The sequence below is a fragment of the Paenibacillus cymbidii genome (assembly GCF_004764705.1).
In the GTDB taxonomy this organism is placed as follows: Bacteria; Bacillota; Bacilli; order Paenibacillales; family NBRC-103111; genus Paenibacillus_AN; species Paenibacillus_AN cymbidii.
Window position 1 is genome coordinate 94509 of record NZ_SHLX01000014.1, and the last position, 24140, is coordinate 118648.

Consider the following 24140-nt stretch of genomic DNA (forward strand, 5'->3'; position numbering starts at 1 on the left):
CCCAACTTTATGAACCGAATGACAACCGCATCGACGCGCAAAAGCAAGGACGCAAACCGCGAACGCGCGCGCATGCTTATCTCCTGTCCGGATCAGCCGGGCATCGTGGCTGCGGTGTCGCGCTTCCTGCATGAGCACGGCGCGAACATCGTGCAGTCCGACCAGTATACGATGGACCCCGAGGGCGGGATGTTTTTTATCCGCATCGAGTTTGACTTGAACGAGCTGGAGCGCCGTCTTGACGCGCTGGAGCTCGATTTTGAAGAGGTTGTGGCGGCACGGTTCAACATGCGGTGGAGCATCGCCAGAGCCGATCGGAAGAAGAAGCTGGCGATTTTCGTTTCGAAGGAGGACCATTGCCTGCTCGAACTGCTGTGGCAATGGCAGGCCGGCGATCTCGACGCCGACATCGCGATGGTGGTCAGCAATCACAATGTCATGCGCGAGCGCGTCGAGTCGTTCGGCATCCCGTACCATTACGTGCCGGTGACCGCCGAAACGAAAGCGGAGGCGGAAGCCCGCCAGCTTGAGCTCGTGTCCGGCAAGGTGGACGCGATCGTGCTGGCGCGGTACATGCAGATCGTTTCGCCCACCTTCATCGAAAATTACGCCAACCGGATCATCAACATCCACCATTCCTTCCTGCCGGCGTTCGTCGGCGGCAAGCCGTACGCGCAAGCTTACGACCGCGGGGTCAAGATCATCGGCGCAACCGCCCACTACGTCACCGAGGAGCTCGACGGCGGGCCGATCATCGAGCAGGACGTGCAGCGCGTCAGCCACCGCGACAATGTCGAGGATCTGAAGCGGATCGGCCGCCACATCGAACGGATCGTGCTGGCCCGCGCCGTTGCCTGGCATGTGGAGGACCGGATTCTGGTGCACCACAACAAAACCGTCGTTTTCAACTGAATCGATCGCGCGCGCCGCGGCGGTTGCCTGTGCAGCCGTCCGGCGTCATGCGCGTTCACGAAACGGTCACGAACCGTTTGCCGCGCAAGTACGTTTGTTATCGTTAAGAAACGAAAGGGGGAAATGGCTTTATTATGGATGGCAAGAATCCAGCCGTTAAGGTGAATCGCAAAGTGAACCGCCGCGAGGAGGCGCTTAAGCAGCGCAATCGCAAAATCGCCGTCATTTCCACGATTGCCGTCGTGATCGTGGCATTCGTTATTTTCGCCATCGTGAAAGCGGCAACCGCCAAGAACAAGCCCGCCGAGTTCGATTACGCGGCGCAGCCCGCGATCGGCAGCGCTACCGCCCCGGTCAAAATCGTCGAGTTCGGCGATTTCAAATGCCCGGCCTGCCAGGCGTTCGAACAACAAATTTATCCGCAGCTAAAAAAGGACTACATCGATACCGGCAAGGTGCAGTTTCATTTCATGAATTTGCCGTTCATTGATGTCGACTCGGTGACGGCCGCCCTGGCCGGCGAAGCCGTGTTCCATCAGAACAAAGACGCGTTCTGGCCGTTCTACGAGGCGGTGTACAAAAACCAGGGCGACGAAAAGGTGCGGTGGGCCACCACGGACTTCCTCGTCAATTTGGCCAAACAGGCGAACTTGCCGATCGACTTCGACAAGCTGCGCAGCGACATTGACGGCAAGACGTACCAGCCGGATGTCGTAAGCGACAACGACAAGGGCGGCAAGCTGAAGGTGACGAGCACGCCAACGCTGTTCATCAACGGCAAGATGTACGATTCGCCGTTCGATTACAACAAGCTGAAGGCCGCGATCGACAAAGCGGCTGCCGGCCAATAACCGATGAGCGGCGGCGCCCGGTTTCGTCGGCTGCTCGGTTCCTCGTATTTGTATGCGGCCTGGGTAGTGGCGCTCGTCGCTACCGGCGGCAGCTTGTATTTCAGCGAAGTGATGCACTACATTCCCTGCAATCTGTGCTGGTTCCAGCGCATCTTCATGTACCCGCTCGCCATCGTGCTCAGCATTGCCGCTTATCGCGGCGACCGCCGCATCGTGCCGTACACCCTGCCGCTTGCCGTGATCGGCGGCTTCATTTCGCTCTGGCACGTGCTCGAGCAGAAGCTGCCCGGCTTCGCCGACATTGCGCCGTGCCGGATCGGCGTGCCGTGCAATGTCGACTATATCGACTGGCTCGGCTTCATTACGATCCCGATTCTTGCGCTGACGGCGTTTGCGCTGATCGTGCTGCTGTTCGTTTTTGGCCCGCTGGCGGCGCGCGGCACGGTAGACGCGGATGCGGAAGAGGCCGGCGAACTGGCGGATGAAGCCTAGACGAAGCCTGGTTGAAGCTGGCATTGATCCCGGCTGCATGATATGATGGGGAAATGCGATAACATGGATTAGGAGGCTTTATTCAATGACGGTAACCAGCAAATCAGTCGAACAACTCGCGGTGAATACGATCCGTACGCTTGCGATCGATGCAATTGAGAAAGCCAAAGCCGGCCACCCCGGCATGCCGATGGGCGCTGCGCCGATGGGCTATGTGCTTTGGACGAAGCAGATGAAGCACAACCCGTCGAACCCGACGTGGTTCAACCGCGACCGGTTCGTGTTGTCCGCCGGCCACGGCTCGATGCTGCAATACAGCCTGCTGCATCTGTGCGGCTACGACTTGCCGATGGACGAGCTGAAGCAGTTCCGCCAATGGGGCAGCTTGACGCCGGGCCATCCGGAAGTCGGCCATACGGCGGGCGTCGACGCGACGACCGGGCCGCTCGGCCAAGGGTTTGCGATGGCAGTCGGCATGGCGATGGCGGAAGCGCATCTCGGCGCTGTTTACAACAAGGAGAACTTCTCAGTCGTCGACCACTACACCTACTCGATTTGCGGCGACGGCGACCTGATGGAAGGCATTTCCGGCGAAGCCGCTTCGCTGGCCGGCCACTTGAAGCTCGGCAAGCTGATCGTGCTTTACGATTCCAACGACATTTCGCTGGACGGGGAGCTTGGACTAAGCTTCTCGGAAAATATCAAATCGCGTTTCGAAGGCTACGGCTGGCAAGTGCTGCGCGTCGACAACGAAAACGATCTGGAAGCGATCAATAGCGCCATCGCCGAAGCGCAAGCGGAAACGTCGCGTCCGACCTTGATCGAAGTGAAAACGACGATCGGCTTCGGCAGCCCGAACAAGGCGGGCAAAGGCGGCCACGTCGGACCGCACGGTTCGCCGCTCGGCACGGAAGAAGCGAAGCTGACGAAGGAAGCGCTCGGCTGGCCGGCGGAGCCGGATTTCTACGTGCCGGACGAAGTGCGCGCGCATTTCGCCGGCGTCAAGGAGCGCGGCGAAGCGGCAGACGCCGCTTGGGAAGCGCTGCTGGCCGACTATGCAGCCGCGCATCCGGAACTGGCGAAGCAGCTGAAGCAGGCCATTGCCGGCGAACTGCCGGAAGGCTGGGACGCGAAGCTGCCGGTTTACCAGCCGTCGGATAAGGCTCTGGCAACGCGCAACGCTTCCGGCAACGCGCTGAACGGCCTTGCGCCGAACCTGCCGTCGCTGTTCGGCGGTTCCGCCGACCTGGAAGTGTCGACGATGACGCACCTGAACGGCATCGGCCAGTTCAAGCCGGGCAGCTATCAGGAGCGCAACGTATACTTCGGCGTACGCGAGTTCGCGATGGCCGCCGCGGTTAACGGAATTATGCTGCACGGCGGTTTGCACGCTTTTGGCGCCACGTTCTTCGTGTTCTCCGACTACCTGCGTCCGGCTGTGCGGCTTGCGGCGATCATGAACGTTCCGTCGGTCTTCGTGCTGACACACGACAGCATCGGCGTCGGCGAAGACGGCCCGACTCACGAGCCGATCGAGCAATTGCCGGCGCTGCGCGTCATCCCGGGCGTTACGGTGCTGCGTCCCGCGGACGGCAACGAAACGAGCGAAGCCTGGCGCTACGCGATCAGCAACAAGCAAGGCCCGGTCGCGCTCGTGCTTAGCCGCCAGGCGCTGCCGAACCTCGCAGGCACGGCGGAGAAGGCGCGCGAAGGCGTAGCCCGCGGCGCTTACGTCCTGTCGGATGCGCCGAACGGCGCGCCGCAAGCGCAAATTATCGCCACCGGCTCGGAAGTGCAGCTGGCGATCGACGCGCAGAAGAAGCTGGCCGAAGAAGGCATCGCCGTGCGCGTCGTCAGCATGACGAGCTGGGAACTGTTCGAGAAGCAATCGAAGGAATACAAGCAATCGGTCATCCTGCCGCAAGTGAAAGCACGTCTCGCCGTGGAAATGTCCCACCCGATGGGTTGGGAGCGGTATGTCGGCGAAGAAGGCGACGTGCTCGGCATCACGAAGTACGGCGCATCGGCGCCGGGTCCGGTCGTGATCCGCGAGTACGGCTTCACCGTGGAGAATGTTGTCGGCCGCGTGAAGGCGCTGCTCGGCTAATTCAATCGATCCGAAGGAGAGTTCGAGTCCATGTCTCAATTTGAGCAAGTCTCCGTCGTCAAGAAAGCGAATATTTATTTTGACGGCAAAGTAACGAGCCGCACCGTGGTGTTCCCGGACGGCACGAAGAAGACGCTGGGCATTATGCTGCCGGGCGACTACGAGTTCGGTACCGATACGGTTGAAATCATGGAAATTCTCGCCGGCGAGCTGAAGGTACTGCTGCCTGGCGAAACGGAGTGGCTCGCGATCAGCGGTACGGGCGAGTTTACGGTGCCTGCGAACGCGAAGTTCAAGCTGCAGGTAGCCGCCACAACCGACTATTGCTGCTCTTATATCGCCGAATAAGCGATTGTGGCGGTGCCCCCGCCGCAAAAGAAAAGGACCTTGTCTTCCGCTACCTTGGAAGACGAGGTCCTTTTTTTTCAACATGTAAGAATCCGATTGATTGCTCGGCAACGAAAATAGCCCATGAAAAATGGCCTATTTGCTCCTTATCGGGCGGCTCGACGGAAATAGCCAGTGAAAACACTGGTTATTTGTCCTGGATCGCCTTCAAATCGGCATTTCAATCGAAATAACCAGTGATTTCGCTGGTTATTTTGAAGGGGGTGCCTGTTTTTGGCGAAATAGGCAAGAAAATAGGGCCTAATTGGCAAGGGGTTAGTTGGCGGAGGGGGAATGGCGCGCATGAAGCAACGTGTCTGCTCCATGAGAGGCGTTTCTGCCTCATAGGCCGGTCCAACGGGATTTTCATGCAAAGCGAGATGCCGGCTGGTCGCTCCAATCGAACAAGACGAATGGCTCCTTGATTTCCCGGGCCGCCAGGCTGCCGTATGCTTGCTGCGCCTGGTCCGGCAAACAACGATGCGACAGGGAACTGACGTCCGGCAGCCGCTCTCCAAGCAAGCGCAGCCCTCGGCGCATATGATCGAAAATGCCGCGGGGAGAGAAAACGTCCGCGTGCAGCGGGATCGACCACTCCCAGCCGCTGCGCAGCACGGCGTAGCGGTGAAACACCAGCGACAGCAGTTCCTGCGCGGTTGCATCGGTATATCGCTTCCAAGGGACTCCGCACAGGACGACCTCCCCATGGCGACGAACGATGCGGCAACCGTCCAGCGCAGCCGCTTCATGGCCGGAGCATTCCAGGACGAGCGCCGTTTGCCCGTCCCATGCCGGGTCGCCTGCGGGGAACGCCGGCCAAACCCGTTCCGCTCCCATCGCCGCGGCAAATCCCCTGCGTCGTTCATCCGGTTCGCATACCCCGACTTCGTATCCGCATTGCCGGAACAGCCAGGAAGCGAGCAACCCAACAGGCCCCGCACCGCTGATAATGACCCGCTCGGTCGGTTTGGCCGCAGTCGTTGCCAAGGCGGTCAGTCCGATATTCATCAACCTGACGAGTACCGCTTGCTCGGGCGCGATTCCCTCCGGAACGGGGATGACGTCCTTCGCGGGGACATGCTGGAAGCTCTGGTGACGCCCCATGCAGAACAGAAGATCGCCCGGCTTGATGCCGGATACGTCTTCTCCGATTTGCTCGACCGCGAACACCGCCGCGTACCCCGGGAAATACTCCTTCTCGTGGCTGTGCAAATAGCCATGGTTCAACTCCGTTCCCGGGCTGATCAGCGTGCAAATCGTCCGGCCGAGCACATGCCCGGAAGCTGCTGCGGATGGTGCGGGCAGCGGCAGCAGATCGGCTTTTTCTTTTCCTGTGAAACAAACGGCAAATCCCATCGCCATGCTTTCCTCCTTATGTTCGCGTGATTGATATGCTAGGATTAGCATAACGATTTTCTCGAACAATCGTTAGGTCTTGCAATGCCGACTTTTTATCTGAAAGTATTCAAACAGGAGGGGGAGCGGAATGGAGGACAAGCTGCGTCTGCCCGACCGGGCGTTGCAGATCCAGTTGCTGGAGGTTGGCAGCGGGACGGGGCTGCACAACTGGCTGCACGAAAAAACCGTTCCGTACACGATAATCGCCCAGGCCGTTACGGGCTCTTATGAAGTGAATTCGCCCGGCGGCAGCACGCGGGTGACGGGGGACGAGGCGTTTTTGGCCGCGGCCGATACCCCGCTTGCGATCCGGCACCTCGCGGAGCCGGGAGCCCCGCGGATGACGTTCCGTTATCTTCATGTCCAGTTTTACTTGTATGAAGCGATCGACGTGTTTTCGTTGTTTGCGCTGCCGCCGAAAACCGATGCCGCCGTCGGCGCCTGGCTCGCCGAATGGATCGGCGAGCTGGTCCGGCTGGCGGCCGAACCGCCGGGCATTCCGGTCCTGACCGAGCGCAAGGCGATCGCTTACCGGATCCTGTCGACGCTTCTGGCGATCAGTTCGCCGGCTCCCGGGTCCAAGCTGCTGCTGCACGGCGACAACGAGCTGCTGACGCCTATCGCCGCCTTCATCCGCGAGCGAATGGCGGGACCGCTTGCCATCGCGGATATGCTCGAGCGGTTCCCGATTTCCCGCACGGCGTTGTTTAAGCTGTTCCATCGCTATTTTGCGCTGACGCCGATGGAGTACTGGAAGACAGTGCGGCTGCATGAAGCATATCGCCGCATCTGCGCTACTTCCGACACGTTCTCGTCGATTGCCGAGCGGTACGGCTTTGCCAACCTGCAGCATTTCAGCAGGGAATACAAACGCCAATTCCAGCAAACGCCCGGCGAAACGCGGAAAAAGAACCGGTTGTGGCTGAGCGGCGGCGAGGAGAGTTGAGCGTACGGCGTGAGTTTGGATATAGGCCATGTTTTCTTGGCTATTTCGTTAAAAATGGGAGGTCGCAACGAAATAGCCAGTGAAATCGCTGGCTATTACGCGTTAAAGTCCGATTTTGGGGTGGTCAGCCCGCCGTTTCCGCATGCAGCGGAGCGGAGGCGGCGGACGGGTTGGCTGCCGTACCCGGCGCCGGCTTGCGTCCGGCGCCGCGGACGAACAGCAGCACGCCGATCAGCGCCAGGGCGATCATCGCCGAGCCGGCGAACAGCGACGGCACGATATGGTCGCCGAAGTCGGCGGGAGTACGGACGGCGGCGCCGGATTGGAAGATGAGGCCGCCGATGGCGATGCCGAACACGCCGCCCAGCTCGCGGGTCGCGTTGCTGACGCCGCTCGCTTCGCCGGAAGCGCCGTCCGGCGCGGACGAGAGGATGCCGTGCGACAGCGGCGTGAAGCTCAGGCCCATGCCGGCGCCCGCGGCCATCATCATCGGCGCCTGGTAGCCGAAGGGGAAGTCGACGCCGACGGTCAGGATGAGCACGGCGAAACCGGCGATGGCGACCGCTTGCAGCAGCAGGCCGGCCGACAGCACGGAGCGCGTGCCGAAGCGCGAGACGGCGAGCCCGGCCAGCGGAGCGGCGATCATCGTGCAGCCGGTCCACGCCATCTCGCGAATGCCGGCGCCAAGCGCGGAATAACCTTGCGCCTGCTGCAGGAACAGCGTCAACAGGAAGATGGCGCAGAAGATGCCCGCATTCATCCAGAAGCCGGTAAGCACCAGCGCGGAATATTGGCGGTTGCGGAACAGATCGAAGCGGATGAGCGGCAAACGGCGCGCCCGCTCCCATACATAGAACAACACGAGCAACGCAGCGCCGCCGAGCAGCGAGACGAGCACCGGCGCCGAGCCCCAGCCTTCGGCGTTGCCGCGCTCGAGGCCGAAGACGAGGCCGAATAGTCCGCCGGCGACCAGCAGCACGCTGGAGATGCGGATTGGCCGTCGTTCGCCGCGCGATTCGTCGAGCCATTTCAGACCGAGCAGGAAGGCAATAACGCCAACGGGAACGTTCACCCAAAAAATAAGCTGCCACGGCGCGCCTTCGACGATCATGCCGCCGACCAGCGGGCCGACCGACAAGCCGAGGCCGGATATGCCGGACCAGATGCCGAGCGCGGCGGCGCGTTTGTCAGCAGGGAACGCCGCGTTGACAAGCGTCAGGCTGAGCGGCACAACGGCGGCGCCGCCAATACCTTGCAGCGCACGCGAGAGGATGAGCGCGATCGAACTCGTGCTTAAACCCGACAGCGCGGAGCCGAGGGTGAAAAGCACGACGCCGGCGAGAAACATCCGCTTGCGGCCGATCCGTTCGCCAAGCAGGCTGAACGGGATAAGCAAGACGGAGAAAGCGAGCGTGTAAGCGTTCATGAACCATTCGAGATCGGACATCGTCGCGTGGAACGATTGCTGGATCGCCGGCAGGGCGACGCCGAGCACAAGGTTGTCGAGCATGGCCATGAACAGGGCGGCGCAAGTAACGACAAGCAGCCGGACGCGGGAAGCGGTGAACATGTGATTTCATCTCCTTTTGAAAGCTTGATTTATTGATAAATAAATGGATCTGGTTAAAAAACGGCGATGCAGCGCGTCCAGAGGATTCGGCCGCATGCCGACGGTTACGCGGGAGAGGACGGACCGGTGCAACTCTTGGGCCCGTTTTCCCGCCAGGGGCAAAGCTTCGGCATGCCGAGCGTTTCCGACATGGCGATGATAAGGCCTTGGCTGATAAACAGGCTTGCCTCGCGGCCCGGTTCCGGAATGCCGGCGTTCTCGAAGCGGCTTTTTACCCGTTCATAAACGGCGTCGAATTCGCGCCGCGTATAGTCCCTTACGGCTTCTTCCGGCGTGGCGAACGCCATCATGACGAGCAATATTTCGTTGCGGTATTCGAGCAACAGGTCGATGAACGCATGCCCCATCGCTTCAACCAGCTCTTCGGGAGGCGCCTGCACGGTGGCAAAAGCGTGCAAAATCCGCTGCGACGCTTGCGACAGAACGGCGAGATAAAGCTCCTCTTTCGTTTTGAAAAAGTGGAACACATACGGTTGAGTGACGCCTACCGCTTTCGCCACGGCGGCGGTCGTCGTTTTGTAGTATCCGAGCTCGGCGAACAAGGCGGCGGCGGCATCAAGAATTTGCTGCTTGCGGGAGAGTGCCTCCTCTTCCTTCGGGGTCATGGCGGCTCCTTTCGGTTACGGCGCTCAAAATCATTTATTGACTAATAAATAACACACTGACAACCCCGCTGTCAACGTTTTTTCACGCCAAACCGCCAATAACTTTTATTACGCGGTCAAAATAATCGGTCCGTTCGCCGTAATCGCAATCGTATGCTCGTACTGGGCCGACAGTTTGCCGTCGAACGTGCGCGCCGTCCAGCCGTCGTCGTCCACATACATCAAATGGGTGCCCTCGTTAATCATCGGCTCCAGCGTAAATACCATGCCTTCCTTGAGCCGCAAGCCGCGCCCGGGTTTGCCGACATGGACGAGGTTCGGCTCCTCGTGCAGCGAACGGCCTACGCCGTGGGCAAGCAAGTCGCGCACCGACGAATAGCCGTTCTGTTCGGCATGCGACTGGATCGCATGCATCACGTCGCCGATCCGGTTGCCGACGACCGCCTTTTCGATGCCGCGGAGCAAACATTCCTTCGTCACCCGCATCAGCTTGCGCGCGGCCGGCGAAATGTCGCCCACCGCGTAACACCACGCGGAATCGCCGACCCAGCCGCCGAATTCGGCGACGATGTCGATCTTGACGATATCGCCGCTACGCAGCGGCTGCCGGTTCGGGAAACCGTGCGCAATGACGTCGTTGACCGAAGCGCAGGTAGCGAACGGATAGCCTTTGTATCCTTTCGTGACCGGCGAGCCGCCCATGCTTCTCATGAACCGTTCGACGGCCTGGTCGATTTCGAGCGTCGTCACGCCGGGCTTGATCATTGCTGCCACTTGCTTGTGACAGGCGGCGACGAGCGCGCCCGCTTTTTTCATTTCCGCGATTTCTTCCTTCGATTTTAAAATAATCACCGTGTAATTCCCCTTCCCTCGGCGCTGCCGCACCTTCGCCTGTTTTTGCCGCATTCTCGCTTATTGCTGCCGCTCGGCGCTGCCGATCGTTGACCGAAGCCCGTCGAACCACAGATCGACCGCTTCCGCTGCCGAATCGTCGAACCGTCGATAATGCTTATACACGCCGGCGCTGCCAACCAGGGCGCCAAGCGTCCAGTTCGCCAGCTTCTCCGGGTCGGGATGGCCTTGCGCCCATTCTCGCATAGTTCGAGCGACAGGTTGGTATAATTCCGCCTGAAACCGGTCATACAGCAGGGCAAACCGCTCGTCAGGCAAATGGTGAAAGTTATCTGCAATCAGTTTATACAAAATGTAGACGGAGGTTCGTTCCGTCCACAGTTCCGTCAGCTTGTGAAAATGCCGCCGCAGCCGCATTTCCGGTTCCCCTTGGCTGCCAAGACTGTCGTCTGCTGCTGCTTTTGCCAGGTCGACCGCTTCCTCCAGCATGTCGTGCAGCAGATCGAGCTTGTTGCGGTAATAGTGATACGCCGTGCCGTAGCCAAGCGCCGCTTTGTCGGCGATATCGCGCATTTCCATCGCCATTCCTTTGGCCATATATACTTCCGCCGCGGCTTCGAGCATTTGCCGGATGCGTTTATCGCGAATTTGATCGTTCTGTTCCTTTGTTCGAGGCGACAAGGAAACCACTCCTTATTTTGACCTACTGATATGTCGATATAAAAATAACCGATCTTGCCTTCATTTGCAAGCGAACCGGAGCGGAACGCCAAAAAAGGCTGCCCGAAGGCAGCCTGGACGAAACGCGGTTATGGAAACTCCACTTCCTTCTCGCGATCGGCGATATACGCTTCCAGCTTGAGCCGGATATACGGCGCGATGCCTGACAGCATGCAGCCGTAGCGGAATTTGCCTTCCTTCGCCTCGATGCGGACGATTTTGCCGGTAATCGGGGGCAGATCGGCTTCCTGCGGGAAATGGATGACGACGAACATATCTTTGGCCAGCGGGAACGTAGAAATGATCTGCAGCCCGCTCTCGGACAAATCGTACAGCACGCCTTCGATCGTTTGTCCCGTGAACGCGCCTTCCTGTTCCCATTGGTAGACGGACAGCTGCAGCTTGATGCCGACGCTGACGCGGTTCGCGCGGCGCCGCTCCGACGCCGACGCGGCGGCGGGAAGCGGCATGCTGAGCTGCATCGGCACGTCCGACGGCGTTTCGTTAGGGTGCTTCTGCACCGTCAAGTGCAGCCATTCTTCATATACTTTAACCAGCGAGCTTAAATCCTCCGCGCCGAACCCTTTGCTCAGCCCCATCTGAAACAGGCTGGACGCCGAATGCAGCATGGGCGAAGGGAGTTGGAAGCGGCTCGTTTCGCGCGAGGCCAGCAGCAGATCCTTGAGCATGAGCTGCAGCGCAAACTGTACGCTGAAATCGCGACCGATGATTTTTGGTCCTTTCAGTTCGGCTTGTTTGCTGCCTGCTCCGCCGGCTACGACTACTTGCACGAACTTTTCCGGATCGAGCCCGGCTTTCGCCGCCAACGCCATGCCTTCGATGAATCCGGCAGCATTGATGCCGACAATCGTATTATGCGCCAGCTTGGCGTAGGAGCCCGATCCGGACGGTCCGAAATAAAGCGCGTTCGTGCCGAGCGCGGACAACAGCTCCCGCTGCTCCTCGAACACTTCCTCCCGGCCGCCGACCATAAAGAACAGCGTTGCCGCCGCCGCTCCCATTTTGCTGCCGGTTACGGGAGCATCGAGAAAATCGACGAGGTGAGCGCCAAGCTCTTCATACAGGCCGCGGCTCGTTTCCGGCGCTACGGTGCTGCAGTCGATGACAGTCAGCCCCGGGTGAACGCCTTCCATGATTCCTTTCGATCCGTAAAACAATTCTTGCAGCGCCCGGTCGTCGCTGACGTTCGTGAACAGTACGTCCACGCTGCGCGCCACGGCCGCCGGACTTGCGGCGAGCTCCGCGCCTTTGTCGACGAGTTCGGCCGCCTTCGCCGCCGTGCGGTTGTACACCGTAAGCGGATAACCTTTGCCCAGCAGATTGGTCGCCATCGGCAACCCCATCGTTCCGAGCCCGATAAACCCGATGGATTTCATTGTCATCACCTCTCCCCACATTTTATCATAGCTATGCGGCTTGTACAGTAGGACGTTCCGACTTGCGGAAAGGCGTACATAGCTTGCAAAAGACCAGGTTACTAAGTATGCTAGGTTTATGTGAAAATGTTGTGAAAATCATGTTGGGGGAGTTGCATTCATGGGTTCCAAGCTTCAATTCGATTACAGCAAAGCGCTCGGTTTTATTTCGCAGCACGAGGTGGACTATTTGGCGGCCCCGATCGGGCTTGCACACGAGCAGCTTCATGCCGGTACCGGCGCCGGCTCCGATTACCTCGGTTGGATCGACCTGCCGGCAAACTACGACAAGGCGGAATTCGCCCGGATCAAACAAGCGGCCGGCCGCATTCAGCAAGATTCCGACGCGCTCGTCGTCATCGGCATCGGCGGCTCTTACCTGGGCGCACGCGCCGCGCTGGACATGCTGTCGCACTCATTCTACAATTTGCTGCCGAAAGGCGCCCGCAAGACGCCGGAAATTTATTTCGTCGGCCAAAATATAAGCTCGACCTATGTCACGCACCTGCTGCAACTGCTTGAAGGCAAAGACTTTTCCGTCAACGTCATTTCCAAGTCGGGCACGACGACCGAACCGGCGATCGCCTTCCGCATTTTCCGCGAAGTGCTGGAGAAGAAGTACGGCAAAGAAGCGGCGCGCAAGCGCATCTATGCGACAACCGACCGCGAGCGGGGCGCGCTGAAGAAGCTGGCGACCGAAGAAGGCTACGAGTCGTTCGTCATTCCGGACGATGTGGGCGGGCGTTACTCCGTGCTGACCGCGGTAGGCTTGCTGCCGATCGCCACAGCCGGGATCGACGTGGACGCGATCATGCAGGGGGCGGCCGACGCGCGCGAAGCTTATGCGGTTGCCGACGTAACGGCCAACGAAAGCTACCAATATGCGGCGGTGCGCAATGCGCTCTATCGCAAAGGGAAAGCGATCGAAATTCTCGTTAACTACGAACCTTCGCTGCATTTTGTTTCGGAATGGTGGAAGCAGCTTTACGGCGAAAGCGAAGGCAAGGACAACAAAGGCATTTTCCCGGCGTCGGTCGATTTCTCCACGGACTTGCACTCGATGGGCCAGTTTGTGCAGGAAGGCTCGCGCAACTTGTTCGAGACGATCATTCAGGTAGCCGAAGTGAAGGAGCAGATCGTGATCGGCACGGACGCGGCCAATCTCGACGGGCTTAACTTCCTCAGCGGCAAAACGATGGATTTCGTCAATAAAAAAGCGTTCGAAGGCACGATGCTCGCCCACGCCGACGGCGGGGTGCCGAACCTGATCGTGACGCTGCCGGATCTGTCGGCGTATACGTTCGGCTACATGGTGTATTTCTTCGAGAAGGCATGCGGCATCAGCGGCTACCTGCTCGGCGTCAATCCGTTCGACCAGCCGGGCGTCGAAGCGTACAAGAAGAACATGTTCGCGCTGCTCGGCAAGCCGGGCTTCGAGAAGGAAAAGGCGGAGCTGGAAGCACGGCTCGCCAAGTAAGGAGCACAGTCGGGAAACAGGAACGCACAGGAGAAACGGACGCCGTACCGGAAGGGATGGCGGGCCGTTTCTTCGCCAAAGAAAGGAGTTTGACGGAATGGCATTCGATTTTGACGCCATCGTGAACCGGCGCGGGACGCGTTCGTACAAGTGGGACCAATCGGAGCGGCTGTTCGGCGATGCGGATATTTTGCCGCTGTGGGTGGCGGATATGGATTTCAACAGCCCGCCGGAAGTGGAGCAGGCGCTGGTGGAACGGGCGCAACAGGGGATATACGGCTATACGATTCGGATGAACAGTTACCTTGATGCAATCACCGGTTGGTTTGCTCGCCGGCACCGCTGGTCGATTCGGCCGGAGTGGGTGACGGATTCGCCCGGAGTCGTCACCTCGCTGGCGCTGGCGGTGGAATGCTTCAGCGAGCCGGGGCAGCGCATCGTCGTGCAGCCTCCGGTGTATTACCCGTTCTTCGACGTTGTGCGCATGAACGGGCGCGAGCTGGCATACAATCCGCTGATCGAACGTAATGGCGCGTTTGAGATGGATTACGACCATTTGGAAAGCTTGCTGAAGGAAGGCGCGGCGATGCTGCTGCTATGCAACCCGCACAACCCGGGCGGCCGCGTCTGGACGCGCGAGGAGCTGCTGCGGCTCGGCGAATTGTGCCTGCGGTACGGCGTTACCGTTGTCTCCGACGAAATTCATTGCGACCATGTGTATGCCGGGCATAAGCATATTCCGTTCGCTTCGCTTTCGGATGAAATCGCGGCGATTACGCTTACTTGCCTGGCTCCTTCCAAATCGTTCAACCTGCCGGGGTTGCAGTCGTCGTTTGCCGTGACGCCGAACGAGCGGATGCGGCGCACGTTCGAAACGCGGGTCAAAGCGTTGTCGTTGCATATGTCCAACTATTTTGCTCCGGTGGCGACGGAGGCGGCTTATACGTATGGCGATCGTTGGCTGGACGAATTGCTCGTTTACTTGCAAGGCAATGCGGAGCATGCGTTATCGTTTCTTGGGCAGCGGCTGCCGGAGCTGAGACCGATGCGGCCGCAGGGCACGTATTTGCTGTGGACGGACTGCCGAGCGCTTGGGCGCAGCGTGCCCGAGTTGAAGGAACTGATGTTTAGGCGCGCGCGTGTAGCGTTCAGCGAAGGGTCGGTATTTGGCAAGCAGGGAGAGGGCTATTTGCGCATCAATCTGGCCTGCCCGCGTTCGTTGCTGACCGAAGCGCTCGAGCGGTTTGCCGTCGCCGTTCGCGGCTAAGGGGAAGATCGGATGCTGGAACGATACCACACGGTTCAGTTACCGGGGAGCAGCGAAATCGTCATCAAAAAGTCGCGTTTCATCGGCCATGCGCGTCCGGTGGACAGCGAGGAGGAAGCGCTGCGGTTTATCGAAGCGGTGCGCAAGGAGCATTGGAACGCGACGCATAACTGCTTCGCGTACATGATCGGCGACCGCGACGAAATTCAGAAGCAGTCTGACGACGGCGAGCCGAGCGGCACGGCGGGCAAGCCGATCCTGGAAGTCATCAAGCACCGCAAGCTGAAGTATGTTGCCGTCGTCGTCACTCGTTATTTCGGCGGCATTATGCTCGGCGCGGGCGGGCTGATTCGCGCGTATACGGACGGCGCGGTGGCGGGCATAGACGCGGCGCGGCCGATCGCGCAAATGCTGCACCGCGAAGTGCGGGTTGCGCTCGATTACACGTGGCTCGGCAAAGCTGAAAACGAGCTGCGCGGCCGCGGCACCTTGATGGGCGAAACGTTGTTCGCGGAAAACGTGACGCTGCTTTGTTTGCCGCTGGAGGCGGAAGCGCCTTCCTTCATCGCCTGGATGACCGACTTGACGCAAGGTCAGGCGGTCATCACGCGCGGCGAAGCGCGATATGTTGCACAGCCGCTGGACGGCAGCGGAGCATGACAACGAAATATGAGGAGAGGGGGGCGGGACGATGGATTTAACGACGGCAACACCCGAGAACGCGGCCTACATGATTGAGGCGATCAAAACGAAACTGCGTGTGGCTACCGGCGCCGCGATCAAGCCGGAACATTTTAACCTGGCTTTATACGAGGATTTGAAGGATATTTACGATCATGTGAACGGCAAGCCGCACTTCAGCGTCAGCGAAATGGACGCTATTGTGCTGGAGTTGGGCAGACTGCGGAAGTAGGGCGGCAGATTATAGAGGCGGGTCCGCGAAGATTGATCGCGGGCTTTTTCTTTTGAAGGAGGCTGGGAGGAGGGGGCGATGTATCTGGCTCGCGCCGCTTTTGATCGCTATCCCCTTCGCTCAGTATGCTACAGGCGGGCCTTACCCCCGATTACTAGAGGCTGGCTTTTTGCTCGGCTGAGGTCTTCGCTTCATTTATCAGAGGTGGATTGTTTATCCCTGTTGATGCATCTGAATAAAGCCCACCTTTTTGCGGACGGACAAAACTAGAAATCTTATATAGCTATACCAATATTGCTTTCGACAAGTGTCAACTTGCCGGTCGGGTCAAATTGCGGTAGGTAATGGTTCTGCTGGAGCCGCATAGCCGAGCGATCGACTCGAACGGGTTCGACTGGCGCAGATGGCTGCCGATCATGAAACAAAATTCATTCAAATAAGCCTGCAAATGGCGGCGGCCCAGTCCGCGAAAGGTCAAGTTGATCCAGGAGACGGCCATTTTGTGGTAGGGAAGGGCGCGCTTCTCGGTTCTGTGTGTGTATTTGCCAACGGTACAAAAAAAGGTGGCATCCGGTTGTACATGCCGTTCCTTGAACCAGGTCACGCTTGTTCTGTCGATTCCGGTTGGGGAGAGCCATTCCTTCGGAACGATTTTGATTTTCACGGCATGAGCGTGTTCGAATTCGGGTGAGGTGGTGGCGACGAAAACAGGCACTTCCCGCGGATGCAAAAATAATCCCGATAAATCCGGACGGGCGTAAGAAGCTTTATCGACATGAACGAAACCGCAAAGCTGGGTTTCGGCATCTTGCAAACCGATGGCATATCGAATTTTGTGCAGCATCAACCATGCCGTCTTGTAGGTGACCTTAATTGCCTTGGATAAAAACATGGCGCTCGTTCCAGGCGAAGGCCTTGTCATGTAGTGCAAGGCGACGAACCATTTGCAAAGCGGGGTGCGGCTTCCCTCCATCACGGTGCCGCTGGTCGGCGATGCCTGGTAGTGGCAGGAGGTGCACTGAAACAACGGCATTCGCCGGGAGGCAATCCGGTAGCAGCTGGTGTGGCCGCATCGCGGACAAAGGAATCCGTTCGGCCATTTGCAACAGATCAGATGTTCGATACAGCTCTCTTCCGTGCCAAATTCCTCGTTCATTTGCTCCAGCGATTGTGGCATTTGAAACATAACAACACCCCCCACTCAGAATGGTTATGGTTTTATTATAACAAACGTATGTTCTTATTTTCAAGTGTAATAGGGTGAATTTTCCAAAATAAATGTGCTTTTGGTCGCAACTGGTGAGACGAGGGGAAGGAGAAATGAAGGCTGTGAAACAGGCAACGGAATGGGAGAGTGAAGCAGGTAACGGAATGGGGAGTGGGGAATGGAGCAGGTAACGGAATGAGCAGTAAGGCAGGCGACGGAATGGGGAGTAAGGCAGGCAACGGAATGGGAGAGTGAGGCAGGCAGCGGAACGGGGAGTGAGGCAGGAGACGGAGTGGGTAGTGGGGGTCGTCATTTCAAAGGGGGGAACAAGCATGCATTCACCTGATCGAAGGGGATAGTGGCTGAAAAGAGGCTGAGGGCGACAAGTCCCTTGCATGATCGCATAAATATTCCATAAAAAAGGAGGCCGCAGCCAGCGCAGCCTCGCTTTTTTCTCACAGCGGAAAATTTAAGAAACGGTTCAGTCGCGAATTTCCACAATGATTTCAATTTCGACAGGAGTATGGAACGGCAATTCGTTGGTGCCGATCGCGGAACGGGCGTGTTTGCCGGCTTCGCCGAACACGTCGACAAGCAGATTCGAAGCGCCGTTAATGACGAGCGGCTGATTGGCAAAGCCGGGGGCGCTGTTGACCAGGCCGAGCATTTTGACGATGCCGACGACACGGTCCAGATCGCCCAGGTACCCTTTCAGCACGGCGATACAGTTGATCATCGTTTGGCGAGCGGCTGCCTGCCCTTGTTCAATGGTCAATTCGGCGCCAAGCTTGCCTTCGAACATCAATTCGCCGTCGATCCGGCAATCCTGCCCGGACAAATAAAGCAGGTTGCCCGTACGTTTGCACGGAATGTAAGTAAACCGCGGCTCCGGGGACGGCGGCAGGGTGATGCCAAGCTCTTGCAGACGTTGTTCGATTTTCGACATAAAAAGACTCCTCCTCAAGATAGCATGTTAATGACGATGGGAATGATGAGTGCAATGGTGCTGGGCACGGATCAGACCGCCGCTGCGCGTCCCGGTGTGCTGTTCGTCCTGCAGCGTCAGTTTGCCGTTTACAACAACGTGCGGGATGCCGAGCGGGTATTGCCGCGGCTCTTCGAAGGTAGCCAGATCCTGAATTTTATCAGGATCGAACACGACCAGATCGGCGGCATAACCGGGCACGATCAGCCCGCGTTTGCCGAGCTTGAAGCGCTGCACCGGGAACGAAGTCACTTTGCGCACGGCCTGCTCGAGCGACAACACGCGCTTATCCCGCACATATCGCGCGAACAGCCGCGGGAATGAGCCATACAGCCGCGGATGCGGTTTGCCCGTTTCGCAGGTGAGGCTGTCCGAGGCGATGAGCGATTTTTCGTAAGCGACGACCTCAGTTACATCATCATCGGACATGTGAAAATAAACGATGGAGACGCGGCCGTTTTCTTCAAGCAGCAGGTCCATCATGCAATCGACCGGGTGAACGCCGCGCGTTTCGCTGATTTCGGCGATATGTTTGCCTTCGAGCGGTTTGTTCGCTTCGGTCATTACCGCGGATACGAATACACTCTGCCAGCCGGTCGAGCAGACGAGATTGTCCCAGGCCTCCTGCTCGCGGCCAAGCTCCTCCTTGATCCGCTTGCGCAGCGCCGGGTCGCGGAACGCTTGCAGCGTCGCTTCGATGCCGCCTTCCAGCACCCACGGCGGAAGCACGGTGGTGAGCGTCGTCGAGCCGGCATGGTACGGGTACACATCGGTCGTCACGTCGAGCCCGCGGGCCCTCGCGTCTTCGATCAGCTCCAGCGCCTCAATTACTTTGCCCCAGTTGGCTTTGCCCGCCGCCTTCAAGTGGCTGATGTGCAGCGACACGCCGGCGCGCTCCGCGATCCAGATCACTTCTTTCACCGAAGGGATCAGGTTGTTGCCTTCGCCGCGAATATGCGTCGAAAACAAGCCGTTGTATTTCGGCAGCACCGAACACAGCTCCGCCAGCTCTTCTCGCGACGTGTAACTGCCCGGGGCGTACAAAAGTCCAATCGACAGGCCAATGGCGCCGGCTTGCAGCCCGTGCTCCAGCATCCGTTTCATCAGCGCCAGTTCATCCGGCCGGGCAGGGCGATTCACGAAACCCATGACAGCAATGCGCAGCGCGCCGTGGGCGACGTAAGTGGCGACGTTCTCCGCCGGCCCCAAACCGGCTACGCTCGCCATGTACTGCTCCACGGTCTCCCAGGGCCAAGCCCATTCGGTTCGGCCCAGCACCGGTTGAATATACGTTTGCAGCGCTTCCGCTTGCGATGGGACGAACGGGGCGGGGGCCAGGCCGCAATTGCCGACGACTTCGGTCGTGACGCCCTGGCGAAGTTTGATGTCGCTCAGCGGGTGATCGAAGATCATCAGGTCGGAATGGCAATGCCCGTCGATAAAGCCAGGGGCGATCGCTAGCCCGCCGGCATCGATCGTTTCGCGGCTTTCCTGATCGACGCGGCCGACGATGGCGATAACGCCGTCCTTGACCCCAACGTCGCCGCGAAGCCACGGGTTGCCGGTACCGTCGACGATTCGTCCGTTGCGGATGACGAGATCCAGCATGTTGTTTCTCTCCTCCGGTAAACTTAAGGCCGGACTGCCGGCCGCGGTTTTATTCGAGCATGCCTCGCGCCGCTACGGGGACCACTTCGACGCTGCCGTCCGCATGGCGGAAAGCGACGCGATTGTGCAAATTGACGGTGCTGCATATATGGTTCGGCACGATATGAAGCGTGTCGCCGATGCGCAGGTCGGCCACCTGCGCTGCCGGCCCGAGCCGCAGCATGCCGTGCTCCTCCGTCAGCCGCTCCAGCACCGCGTCCTCCAGCTCCGCCACGTGACCGAAGCCTTCGAGCCGCAACGGCTCGGTGTTCGGCTGCACGTCGGTGGCAAATGTTTTGCTGCCGCCGTCGACGATGGCAAGCTCCGGCGTTGGCCGGCTGACGACGGTGACGCGTACGGTGCCGGCGCAATCGTGAAGGCCGCATACGCCGAAACGGGCCTGCATCCGGTCCTGGAACACGTATGTGCCGGGACGGATTTCCGTTACGCCGCGCACCGCGGCGGCATAAGCGGCCGTCGGCGTCGAACCGACGCTGACGTCGACGATCGGAATGCCGGCTTCACGCATTCGGTCGGCCAGCTTGGCCATAAGGCGGCCTTCTTCCTTGCCGGCGCGCTCGAGGTCGAGCGTGGGCTTGCCGTCCAGCACCGCGCCGCGGAACGTATAGATGCCGTTCAGCCGCAGGCCCGGCATCGCCGCGATCAGCTTCGCCAGGTCAAGCGCATCGTCGTAAGGCACGCCGGTCCGGCGCAGGCCGGTATCGATTTCGAGCCGCACTTTCAGCTCGATATCGTGGGCGACGGCCATCTCCGACAGAAGCATCGCCCCGCGGGCGCTGTCGACGGCAAGCGTAAGCGCGATGCTGCGGGCGATGCGGATGGCCCGCTCGATCTTGGTGCGCGTCACGAGCGGGTACGCGATGAAAATGTCGGCAATACCGTGTTCGGCCATCACTTCGGCTTCCGACACTTTGGCGACCGTGATGCCGACGGCGCCGGCTTCCAGCTGCATGCGGGCGACGCCCGGCATCTTGTGCGTCTTCGCGTGCGGGCGCAGCGTAACGCCGGAACGTGCCGCGAGCGCCGCCATTTCCTTGATGTTGCGTTCCAGCCGCTCGACGTCGATCACGACGCAAGGCGTTTCCGGCAGCCGGGTATCGGACGAAGTCTCCGAACCGCGCTGCGCAACAAACGATGGTTTCATGAATGCACCAGCCTTCTTCGCAAGATTATTGCTTGCTTTCCTCCAAATAGCTGTAAAGCGTATATTTGGAGATGTTCAGGTAGGCGCCGATTTTTTCGCCGCCTTTTTTGATCAGGAAGGCGCCTTTGCGGTCGAGCAGCCCGATCATGTTCCTCTTGTCTTCCTTGGTCATGACCGCTACCGGTTTGCCAATCTGTTCCTGCGCCTCCTGGATGAGGGCATCGAGCAAATCGGAGACGTTGCTGACGAACGTTTCGTTTACGATGCCGCGCGAGCCTCCCTGGGTCAGCGTTTGCAGCGTTTTCTCCGCCACCATCAAGCTCGTGATGTCGTAATTGATGCACAGCGCACCGATGACGTCGCCTTTGCGGTTTTTCATGTACATCGAGGTGGAGCGCAGGACGCGGCCGTCTTTCGTTTGCGTCAAATAGTTGTATTTGTTGCCGTTCGCTTCCGTGCCGCGAAGCAGTTCCAAGCCCAGGTTCGTGCCCGGGTCGCCGACTTTGCGTCCGGTGACGTGCCCATTGGCAATGGCCGCGATGGTGCTTTCGTACGAGCCGGTCAAGTCGTGCAGCACAACTTCGCATCCTTCGCCGAACTGCGCGGCGACGGCTTCCACCAAATCCTGCAAAAAACCGATTTCGTCGCGGATGGATTCCAACGGTATTGTGCCCTCCCGGAATGCGGATATATGCGGTAATGCGTCAATACGAGAAGTATTCTATCACGAATGCGACGAGTTTCAAACGAAAAGTTTGTTTGCCAGAATAAAAGTTTGTCATCTGCCGTCATACAAAAAGGCGGCAGCTTCGGATGTTGGTCCAAAACTGCCGCCGGTGCGGGCTTTCGATTATTCGGTGGACGGCGACATGATTTCGACGGAAACGCCGGCCGGGTCGCGCATGAACACGTTCGTAAACGCACCTGCCTGCCTGATGTCGGTCATCGTGTAGCCGAGTTCCTTCAGCCGGGCGATCGCCTCGTCCAGATTGTCGGTCGACAGCGCGAAGTGGCCGAGGCCGGTCGGGTTCGTCTCCGATCCGCGCGAAATGACGATGCGCCCTTGCCCCATGCGCAAATGCACCAAGGTAGCGTCCCCCGCCTGCACGCGGCGGATTTCCTCGGCGCCGAACACGCTTTTGTAAAAGGTTACCGTTTCTTCGACGTTCTCGCAGTAAATATGGACATGGTCAATAGCAAATGAACCCATCGGTCCGATTCCTCCTCGGTTGGTTAGTTCTCGGTTGGTCGGTTACAGCGGAACGGAAACCCGCTGCTTTTGCCGGAAAAATACCCATTCCTTGTAGCCGATTTCCCGCAGCCGCCGCTGCACTAGCTCCCATTCGTCGCCGACGCGGCCCGGCTTGTGGGCGTCTGAGCCGAACGTCACCGCGATGCCGTACCGGAGCGCCATTTCGAGCATTTCGTCCGACGGGTACCAGCCGCCGCAATCTTTGGTGCTGCCCGACGTGTTGATTTCGATGGCGACGCCGCATTCGCCGATCGTGCGCAGCGCCTGCTCGACCGCCTTCGTCTTGATATCCGAAAACGCCGGATAGTACCCTTTCATCGCGTCGATATGGCCGAGAATCTGGAACATGCCGCTGCGCGCCGACTGTTCGATCAAGTCGTAGTACGTCTCCTTCTGCTTGATCTTCTGCACGTCGGACAAGTCTTTCCAGCGGTTCCTGTTAAAGATGCTGGTGCCGCCGGATTGATGCACCGAGCCGATGATATAATCGAACGGGTACTGGGCGTAGATCATTTCGTACAAGCCCGCGTGCTCAGGAAAAAAGTCCGACTCCACGCCGAGCAGCACTTCGATCCGGCCTTCGTACTCCGCCTTCAGCTTCAGCACTTCGGAAACATAAAACGAAAACTCGCGCTTTGCCATCGCGATGCCGGGAAACGGCTGCTCCTGCTCATCCCCGAAAAAAGGGGAATGGTCGGAGATGCCAATCACCTGCAAGCCGCGTTTCACCGCGGCGTCGATATAGGCGCGGATGCCTAGCTCGGCATGTCCGCAGCGTTCGTGGTGCGTATGCAAGTCGAATTTCATGGAATGTGCGGCCTCCTTGTTTGCCCGTTCTGCCCGTTCTACTCCGTCCCGAGGAAGTGCGTCTCCGGCATGCCCCGCAAGTCGCTCAAAAACTGCTGCATCGCCGAACTCAAATATCGGCCCGACTTATACAGGACACCGACCGGATGCGTCGCGTCCAACTCGTTGACGTGGATCATCTTCAGCGTGCCAAGCCGGACTTCGCCGGCGATGGACAGCTTGGAGATGATCGCCGCGCCCAAATTCAGCTCGACCATGCGTTTCACTTCCTCGCTGCTCGACAGTTCCATGACGACTTGCGGCACGATGTCGAATTTGCGGAAAATGTGGTCGGTAAAACGCCGTCCCGCCGTTTCGGGAGACAGCATGATGAGCGGGATGTTGCGCAGTTCATGAATCGCTGCGTGCGACGAGCGGGCGAGCGGGTGCTTCGGCGATACGACCAGTTCGTAGGTATCGTAATACAGCACGGAGCTTTCGAGCTGCGGGTTCTTGTCGAACAAATAAGCGATGCCTATATCGACCGAACCGTTCTCGACGCTGGTCACAATCTGCGAGGACGGCATCGAGTGGATCGTAATTTTGATCAGAGGAAACTGGTCCTGGAAATAGGACAGCACCCGCGGCAGCGTCTGCATCGCGATCGACGTCGTGGTGCCGAGCACGATATGCCCCTGCGGCACGTTCTCGAGGTCGGCCAGCTTCTGCTTCATCTCGCGCACCATATGGACGATCTGCTGCGCGTGGGCGAGGAACAGCTTGCCGCTTTCGGTCAAGGTCACCGGCTGGTTGCGGTCGATCAGCGTCGTCTGGAATTCGTCCTCGAGGCTGCGGATTTGCGCGGAGACGGCCGGCTGGGTCAGGTTGAGCGCGTCTCCGGTTTTGCGGAAGCTCATCGTCTTGGACAAGGTGATGAACGTTTCGAGCTGGTTCACATTCATGGTGGAAACTCCCTGGGTCAACAAACTTTTCTTTTCAAAAATTATCAGCCATATAAACAGAATTTGTCAAGCCGGGCGAAAAATGCGGTTCGCATGAAACGAATACCGCTTCGGTACGTTATACTTAAATTATGAAGAAAAGA

The 24140-nt window shown here is 59.0% G+C and carries 24 protein-coding genes; 10 read left to right on the forward strand and 14 right to left on the reverse strand.

Features of this window, described 5'->3' with window-relative positions:
* Window positions 1-9 precede the first annotated feature (9 nt).
* From purU to ppnP, 5 genes are all read left to right on the forward strand, one after another.
* Complete coding sequence (gene purU / locus EXY20_RS19670) at window positions 10-912, forward strand: formyltetrahydrofolate deformylase (protein WP_235886104.1); 903 nt, start codon at window positions 10-12, stop codon at window positions 910-912.
* A 134-nt stretch (window positions 913-1046) separates the two neighbouring features.
* Window positions 1047-1763 (forward strand): DsbA family protein, encoded by a 717-nt coding sequence (locus EXY20_RS19675; RefSeq protein ID WP_135553807.1) that lies wholly within the window; start codon window positions 1047-1049, stop codon window positions 1761-1763.
* Between the two features lie 3 nt (window positions 1764-1766).
* A complete protein-coding gene (locus EXY20_RS19680; RefSeq protein WP_135553808.1) occupies window positions 1767-2255 on the forward strand; it encodes a disulfide oxidoreductase in 489 nt (162 codons plus the stop codon).
* A gap of 85 nt (window positions 2256-2340) precedes the next feature.
* Window positions 2341-4362 carry a transketolase gene (gene tkt / locus EXY20_RS19685; protein WP_135553809.1) on the forward strand — a complete coding sequence of 674 codons (2022 nt, stop codon included), beginning with the start codon at window positions 2341-2343 and terminating at the stop codon, window positions 4360-4362.
* Window positions 4363-4392: 30 nt separating this feature from the next.
* Window positions 4393-4710, forward strand: a complete 318-nt coding sequence (gene ppnP, locus EXY20_RS19690) for a pyrimidine/purine nucleoside phosphorylase (RefSeq protein WP_135553810.1) — start codon at window positions 4393-4395, stop codon at window positions 4708-4710.
* Between the two features lie 405 nt (window positions 4711-5115).
* On the opposite strand, the gene EXY20_RS19695 is transcribed toward ppnP, so the two are convergent.
* Complete coding sequence (locus EXY20_RS19695; RefSeq protein WP_135553811.1) at window positions 5116-6111, reverse strand: zinc-dependent alcohol dehydrogenase; 996 nt, start codon at window positions 6109-6111, stop codon at window positions 5116-5118.
* A gap of 124 nt (window positions 6112-6235) precedes the next feature.
* On the opposite strand from EXY20_RS19695, the gene EXY20_RS19700 reads away from it, so the two are divergent.
* Entirely contained in the window at window positions 6236-7093 is an 858-nt protein-coding gene (locus EXY20_RS19700) for a helix-turn-helix transcriptional regulator (protein WP_135553812.1), read from the forward strand.
* A 124-nt stretch (window positions 7094-7217) separates the two neighbouring features.
* Here the strand turns inward: EXY20_RS19700 and EXY20_RS19705 are convergent, their stop codons facing one another.
* The 5 genes from EXY20_RS19705 to EXY20_RS19725 all read right to left on the reverse strand — a co-directional run bounded on the left by EXY20_RS19705 (window position 7218) and on the right by EXY20_RS19725 (window position 12297).
* Window positions 7218-8663 (reverse strand): MFS transporter, encoded by a 1446-nt coding sequence (locus EXY20_RS19705; RefSeq protein ID WP_135553813.1) that lies wholly within the window; start codon window positions 8661-8663, stop codon window positions 7218-7220.
* Between the two features lie 104 nt (window positions 8664-8767).
* The gene (locus tag EXY20_RS19710; RefSeq protein WP_135553814.1) at window positions 8768-9328 is read right to left on the reverse strand and encodes a TetR/AcrR family transcriptional regulator; all 561 of its coding nucleotides are present in this window, start codon (window positions 9326-9328) and stop codon (window positions 8768-8770) included.
* Window positions 9329-9436: 108 nt separating this feature from the next.
* Window positions 9437-10180 (reverse strand): type I methionyl aminopeptidase, encoded by a 744-nt coding sequence (gene map / locus EXY20_RS19715; protein ID WP_135553815.1) that lies wholly within the window; start codon window positions 10178-10180, stop codon window positions 9437-9439.
* Between the two features lie 60 nt (window positions 10181-10240).
* Entirely contained in the window at window positions 10241-10861 is a 621-nt protein-coding gene (locus EXY20_RS19720) for a TetR/AcrR family transcriptional regulator (protein WP_135553816.1), read from the reverse strand.
* 128 nt (window positions 10862-10989) lie between these two features.
* A complete protein-coding gene (locus EXY20_RS19725) occupies window positions 10990-12297 on the reverse strand; it encodes an NAD(P)-binding domain-containing protein (RefSeq protein ID WP_135553817.1) in 1308 nt (435 codons plus the stop codon).
* Between the two features lie 160 nt (window positions 12298-12457).
* Between EXY20_RS19725 and EXY20_RS19730 the strand changes: the two genes are divergently transcribed.
* The 4 genes from EXY20_RS19730 to EXY20_RS19745 all read left to right on the forward strand — a co-directional run bounded on the left by EXY20_RS19730 (window position 12458) and on the right by EXY20_RS19745 (window position 15993).
* Entirely contained in the window at window positions 12458-13813 is a 1356-nt protein-coding gene (locus tag EXY20_RS19730) for a glucose-6-phosphate isomerase (RefSeq protein ID WP_135553818.1), read from the forward strand.
* Between the two features lie 97 nt (window positions 13814-13910).
* Window positions 13911-15080 (forward strand): MalY/PatB family protein, encoded by a 1170-nt coding sequence (locus EXY20_RS19735; protein ID WP_135553819.1) that lies wholly within the window; start codon window positions 13911-13913, stop codon window positions 15078-15080.
* Window positions 15081-15092: 12 nt separating this feature from the next.
* Window positions 15093-15740 carry a YigZ family protein gene (locus tag EXY20_RS19740; protein WP_135553820.1) on the forward strand — a complete coding sequence of 216 codons (648 nt, stop codon included), beginning with the start codon at window positions 15093-15095 and terminating at the stop codon, window positions 15738-15740.
* Between the two features lie 31 nt (window positions 15741-15771).
* On the forward strand, window positions 15772-15993 hold the full coding sequence (locus EXY20_RS19745; protein WP_135553821.1) for a DUF1128 domain-containing protein: 222 nt from the start codon (window positions 15772-15774) through the stop codon (window positions 15991-15993).
* Between the two features lie 310 nt (window positions 15994-16303).
* Here EXY20_RS19745 and EXY20_RS19750 read toward each other — a convergent pair whose 3' ends face one another.
* The 8 genes from EXY20_RS19750 to EXY20_RS19785 all read right to left on the reverse strand — a co-directional run bounded on the left by EXY20_RS19750 (window position 16304) and on the right by EXY20_RS19785 (window position 23997).
* Window positions 16304-17149 (reverse strand): transposase, encoded by an 846-nt coding sequence (locus EXY20_RS19750; protein ID WP_167859379.1) that lies wholly within the window; start codon window positions 17147-17149, stop codon window positions 16304-16306.
* A gap of 532 nt (window positions 17150-17681) precedes the next feature.
* Window positions 17682-18146: a RidA family protein gene (locus EXY20_RS19755; RefSeq protein WP_135553823.1), complete on the reverse strand. Its 465-nt coding sequence runs from the start codon at window positions 18144-18146 to the stop codon at window positions 17682-17684.
* 27 nt (window positions 18147-18173) lie between these two features.
* Entirely contained in the window at window positions 18174-19793 is a 1620-nt protein-coding gene (locus EXY20_RS19760) for an N-acyl-D-amino-acid deacylase family protein (protein WP_135553824.1), read from the reverse strand.
* Between the two features lie 49 nt (window positions 19794-19842).
* Window positions 19843-20997, reverse strand: a complete 1155-nt coding sequence (locus EXY20_RS19765; protein ID WP_135553825.1) for an alanine racemase — start codon at window positions 20995-20997, stop codon at window positions 19843-19845.
* A 25-nt stretch (window positions 20998-21022) separates the two neighbouring features.
* Window positions 21023-21658: a helix-turn-helix transcriptional regulator gene (locus EXY20_RS19770; protein ID WP_135553826.1), complete on the reverse strand. Its 636-nt coding sequence runs from the start codon at window positions 21656-21658 to the stop codon at window positions 21023-21025.
* A 189-nt stretch (window positions 21659-21847) separates the two neighbouring features.
* Window positions 21848-22207, reverse strand: a complete 360-nt coding sequence (locus EXY20_RS19775) for a VOC family protein (protein ID WP_135553827.1) — start codon at window positions 22205-22207, stop codon at window positions 21848-21850.
* A gap of 42 nt (window positions 22208-22249) precedes the next feature.
* Entirely contained in the window at window positions 22250-23056 is an 807-nt protein-coding gene (locus EXY20_RS19780) for a histidinol-phosphatase (protein WP_135553828.1), read from the reverse strand.
* Between the two features lie 38 nt (window positions 23057-23094).
* The gene (locus EXY20_RS19785) at window positions 23095-23997 is read right to left on the reverse strand and encodes a LysR family transcriptional regulator (protein ID WP_135553829.1); all 903 of its coding nucleotides are present in this window, start codon (window positions 23995-23997) and stop codon (window positions 23095-23097) included.
* Between the last annotated feature and the right edge of the window lie 143 nt (window positions 23998-24140).

Coding starts and splice junctions, on each gene's coding strand:
- EXY20_RS19775 (WP_135553827.1), bottom strand. CDS start 22,207: ATGGGTTCATTTGCTATTGACCATGTCCATATTTACTGCGAGAACGTC.
- EXY20_RS19750 (WP_167859379.1), bottom strand. CDS start 17,149: ATGAACGAGGAATTTGGCACGGAAGAGAGCTGTATCGAACATCTGATC.
- EXY20_RS19780 (WP_135553828.1), bottom strand. CDS start 23,056: ATGAAATTCGACTTGCATACGCACCACGAACGCTGCGGACATGCCGAG.
- EXY20_RS19675 (WP_135553807.1), top strand. CDS start 1,047: ATGGATGGCAAGAATCCAGCCGTTAAGGTGAATCGCAAAGTGAACCGC.
- purU (WP_235886104.1), top strand. CDS start 10: ATGAACCGAATGACAACCGCATCGACGCGCAAAAGCAAGGACGCAAAC.
- EXY20_RS19725 (WP_135553817.1), bottom strand. CDS start 12,297: ATGAAATCCATCGGGTTTATCGGGCTCGGAACGATGGGGTTGCCGATG.
- EXY20_RS19745 (WP_135553821.1), top strand. CDS start 15,772: ATGGATTTAACGACGGCAACACCCGAGAACGCGGCCTACATGATTGAG.
- tkt (WP_135553809.1), top strand. CDS start 2,341: ATGACGGTAACCAGCAAATCAGTCGAACAACTCGCGGTGAATACGATC.
- EXY20_RS19735 (WP_135553819.1), top strand. CDS start 13,911: ATGGCATTCGATTTTGACGCCATCGTGAACCGGCGCGGGACGCGTTCG.
- EXY20_RS19705 (WP_135553813.1), bottom strand. CDS start 8,663: ATGTTCACCGCTTCCCGCGTCCGGCTGCTTGTCGTTACTTGCGCCGCC.
- EXY20_RS19765 (WP_135553825.1), bottom strand. CDS start 20,997: ATGAAACCATCGTTTGTTGCGCAGCGCGGTTCGGAGACTTCGTCCGAT.
- EXY20_RS19760 (WP_135553824.1), bottom strand. CDS start 19,793: ATGCTGGATCTCGTCATCCGCAACGGACGAATCGTCGACGGTACCGGC.
- EXY20_RS19700 (WP_135553812.1), top strand. CDS start 6,236: ATGGAGGACAAGCTGCGTCTGCCCGACCGGGCGTTGCAGATCCAGTTG.
- EXY20_RS19785 (WP_135553829.1), bottom strand. CDS start 23,997: ATGAATGTGAACCAGCTCGAAACGTTCATCACCTTGTCCAAGACGATG.
- EXY20_RS19695 (WP_135553811.1), bottom strand. CDS start 6,111: ATGGCGATGGGATTTGCCGTTTGTTTCACAGGAAAAGAAAAAGCCGAT.
- EXY20_RS19730 (WP_135553818.1), top strand. CDS start 12,458: ATGGGTTCCAAGCTTCAATTCGATTACAGCAAAGCGCTCGGTTTTATT.
- EXY20_RS19755 (WP_135553823.1), bottom strand. CDS start 18,146: ATGTCGAAAATCGAACAACGTCTGCAAGAGCTTGGCATCACCCTGCCG.
- EXY20_RS19680 (WP_135553808.1), top strand. CDS start 1,767: ATGAGCGGCGGCGCCCGGTTTCGTCGGCTGCTCGGTTCCTCGTATTTG.
- EXY20_RS19710 (WP_135553814.1), bottom strand. CDS start 9,328: ATGACCCCGAAGGAAGAGGAGGCACTCTCCCGCAAGCAGCAAATTCTT.
- ppnP (WP_135553810.1), top strand. CDS start 4,393: ATGTCTCAATTTGAGCAAGTCTCCGTCGTCAAGAAAGCGAATATTTAT.
- EXY20_RS19740 (WP_135553820.1), top strand. CDS start 15,093: ATGCTGGAACGATACCACACGGTTCAGTTACCGGGGAGCAGCGAAATC.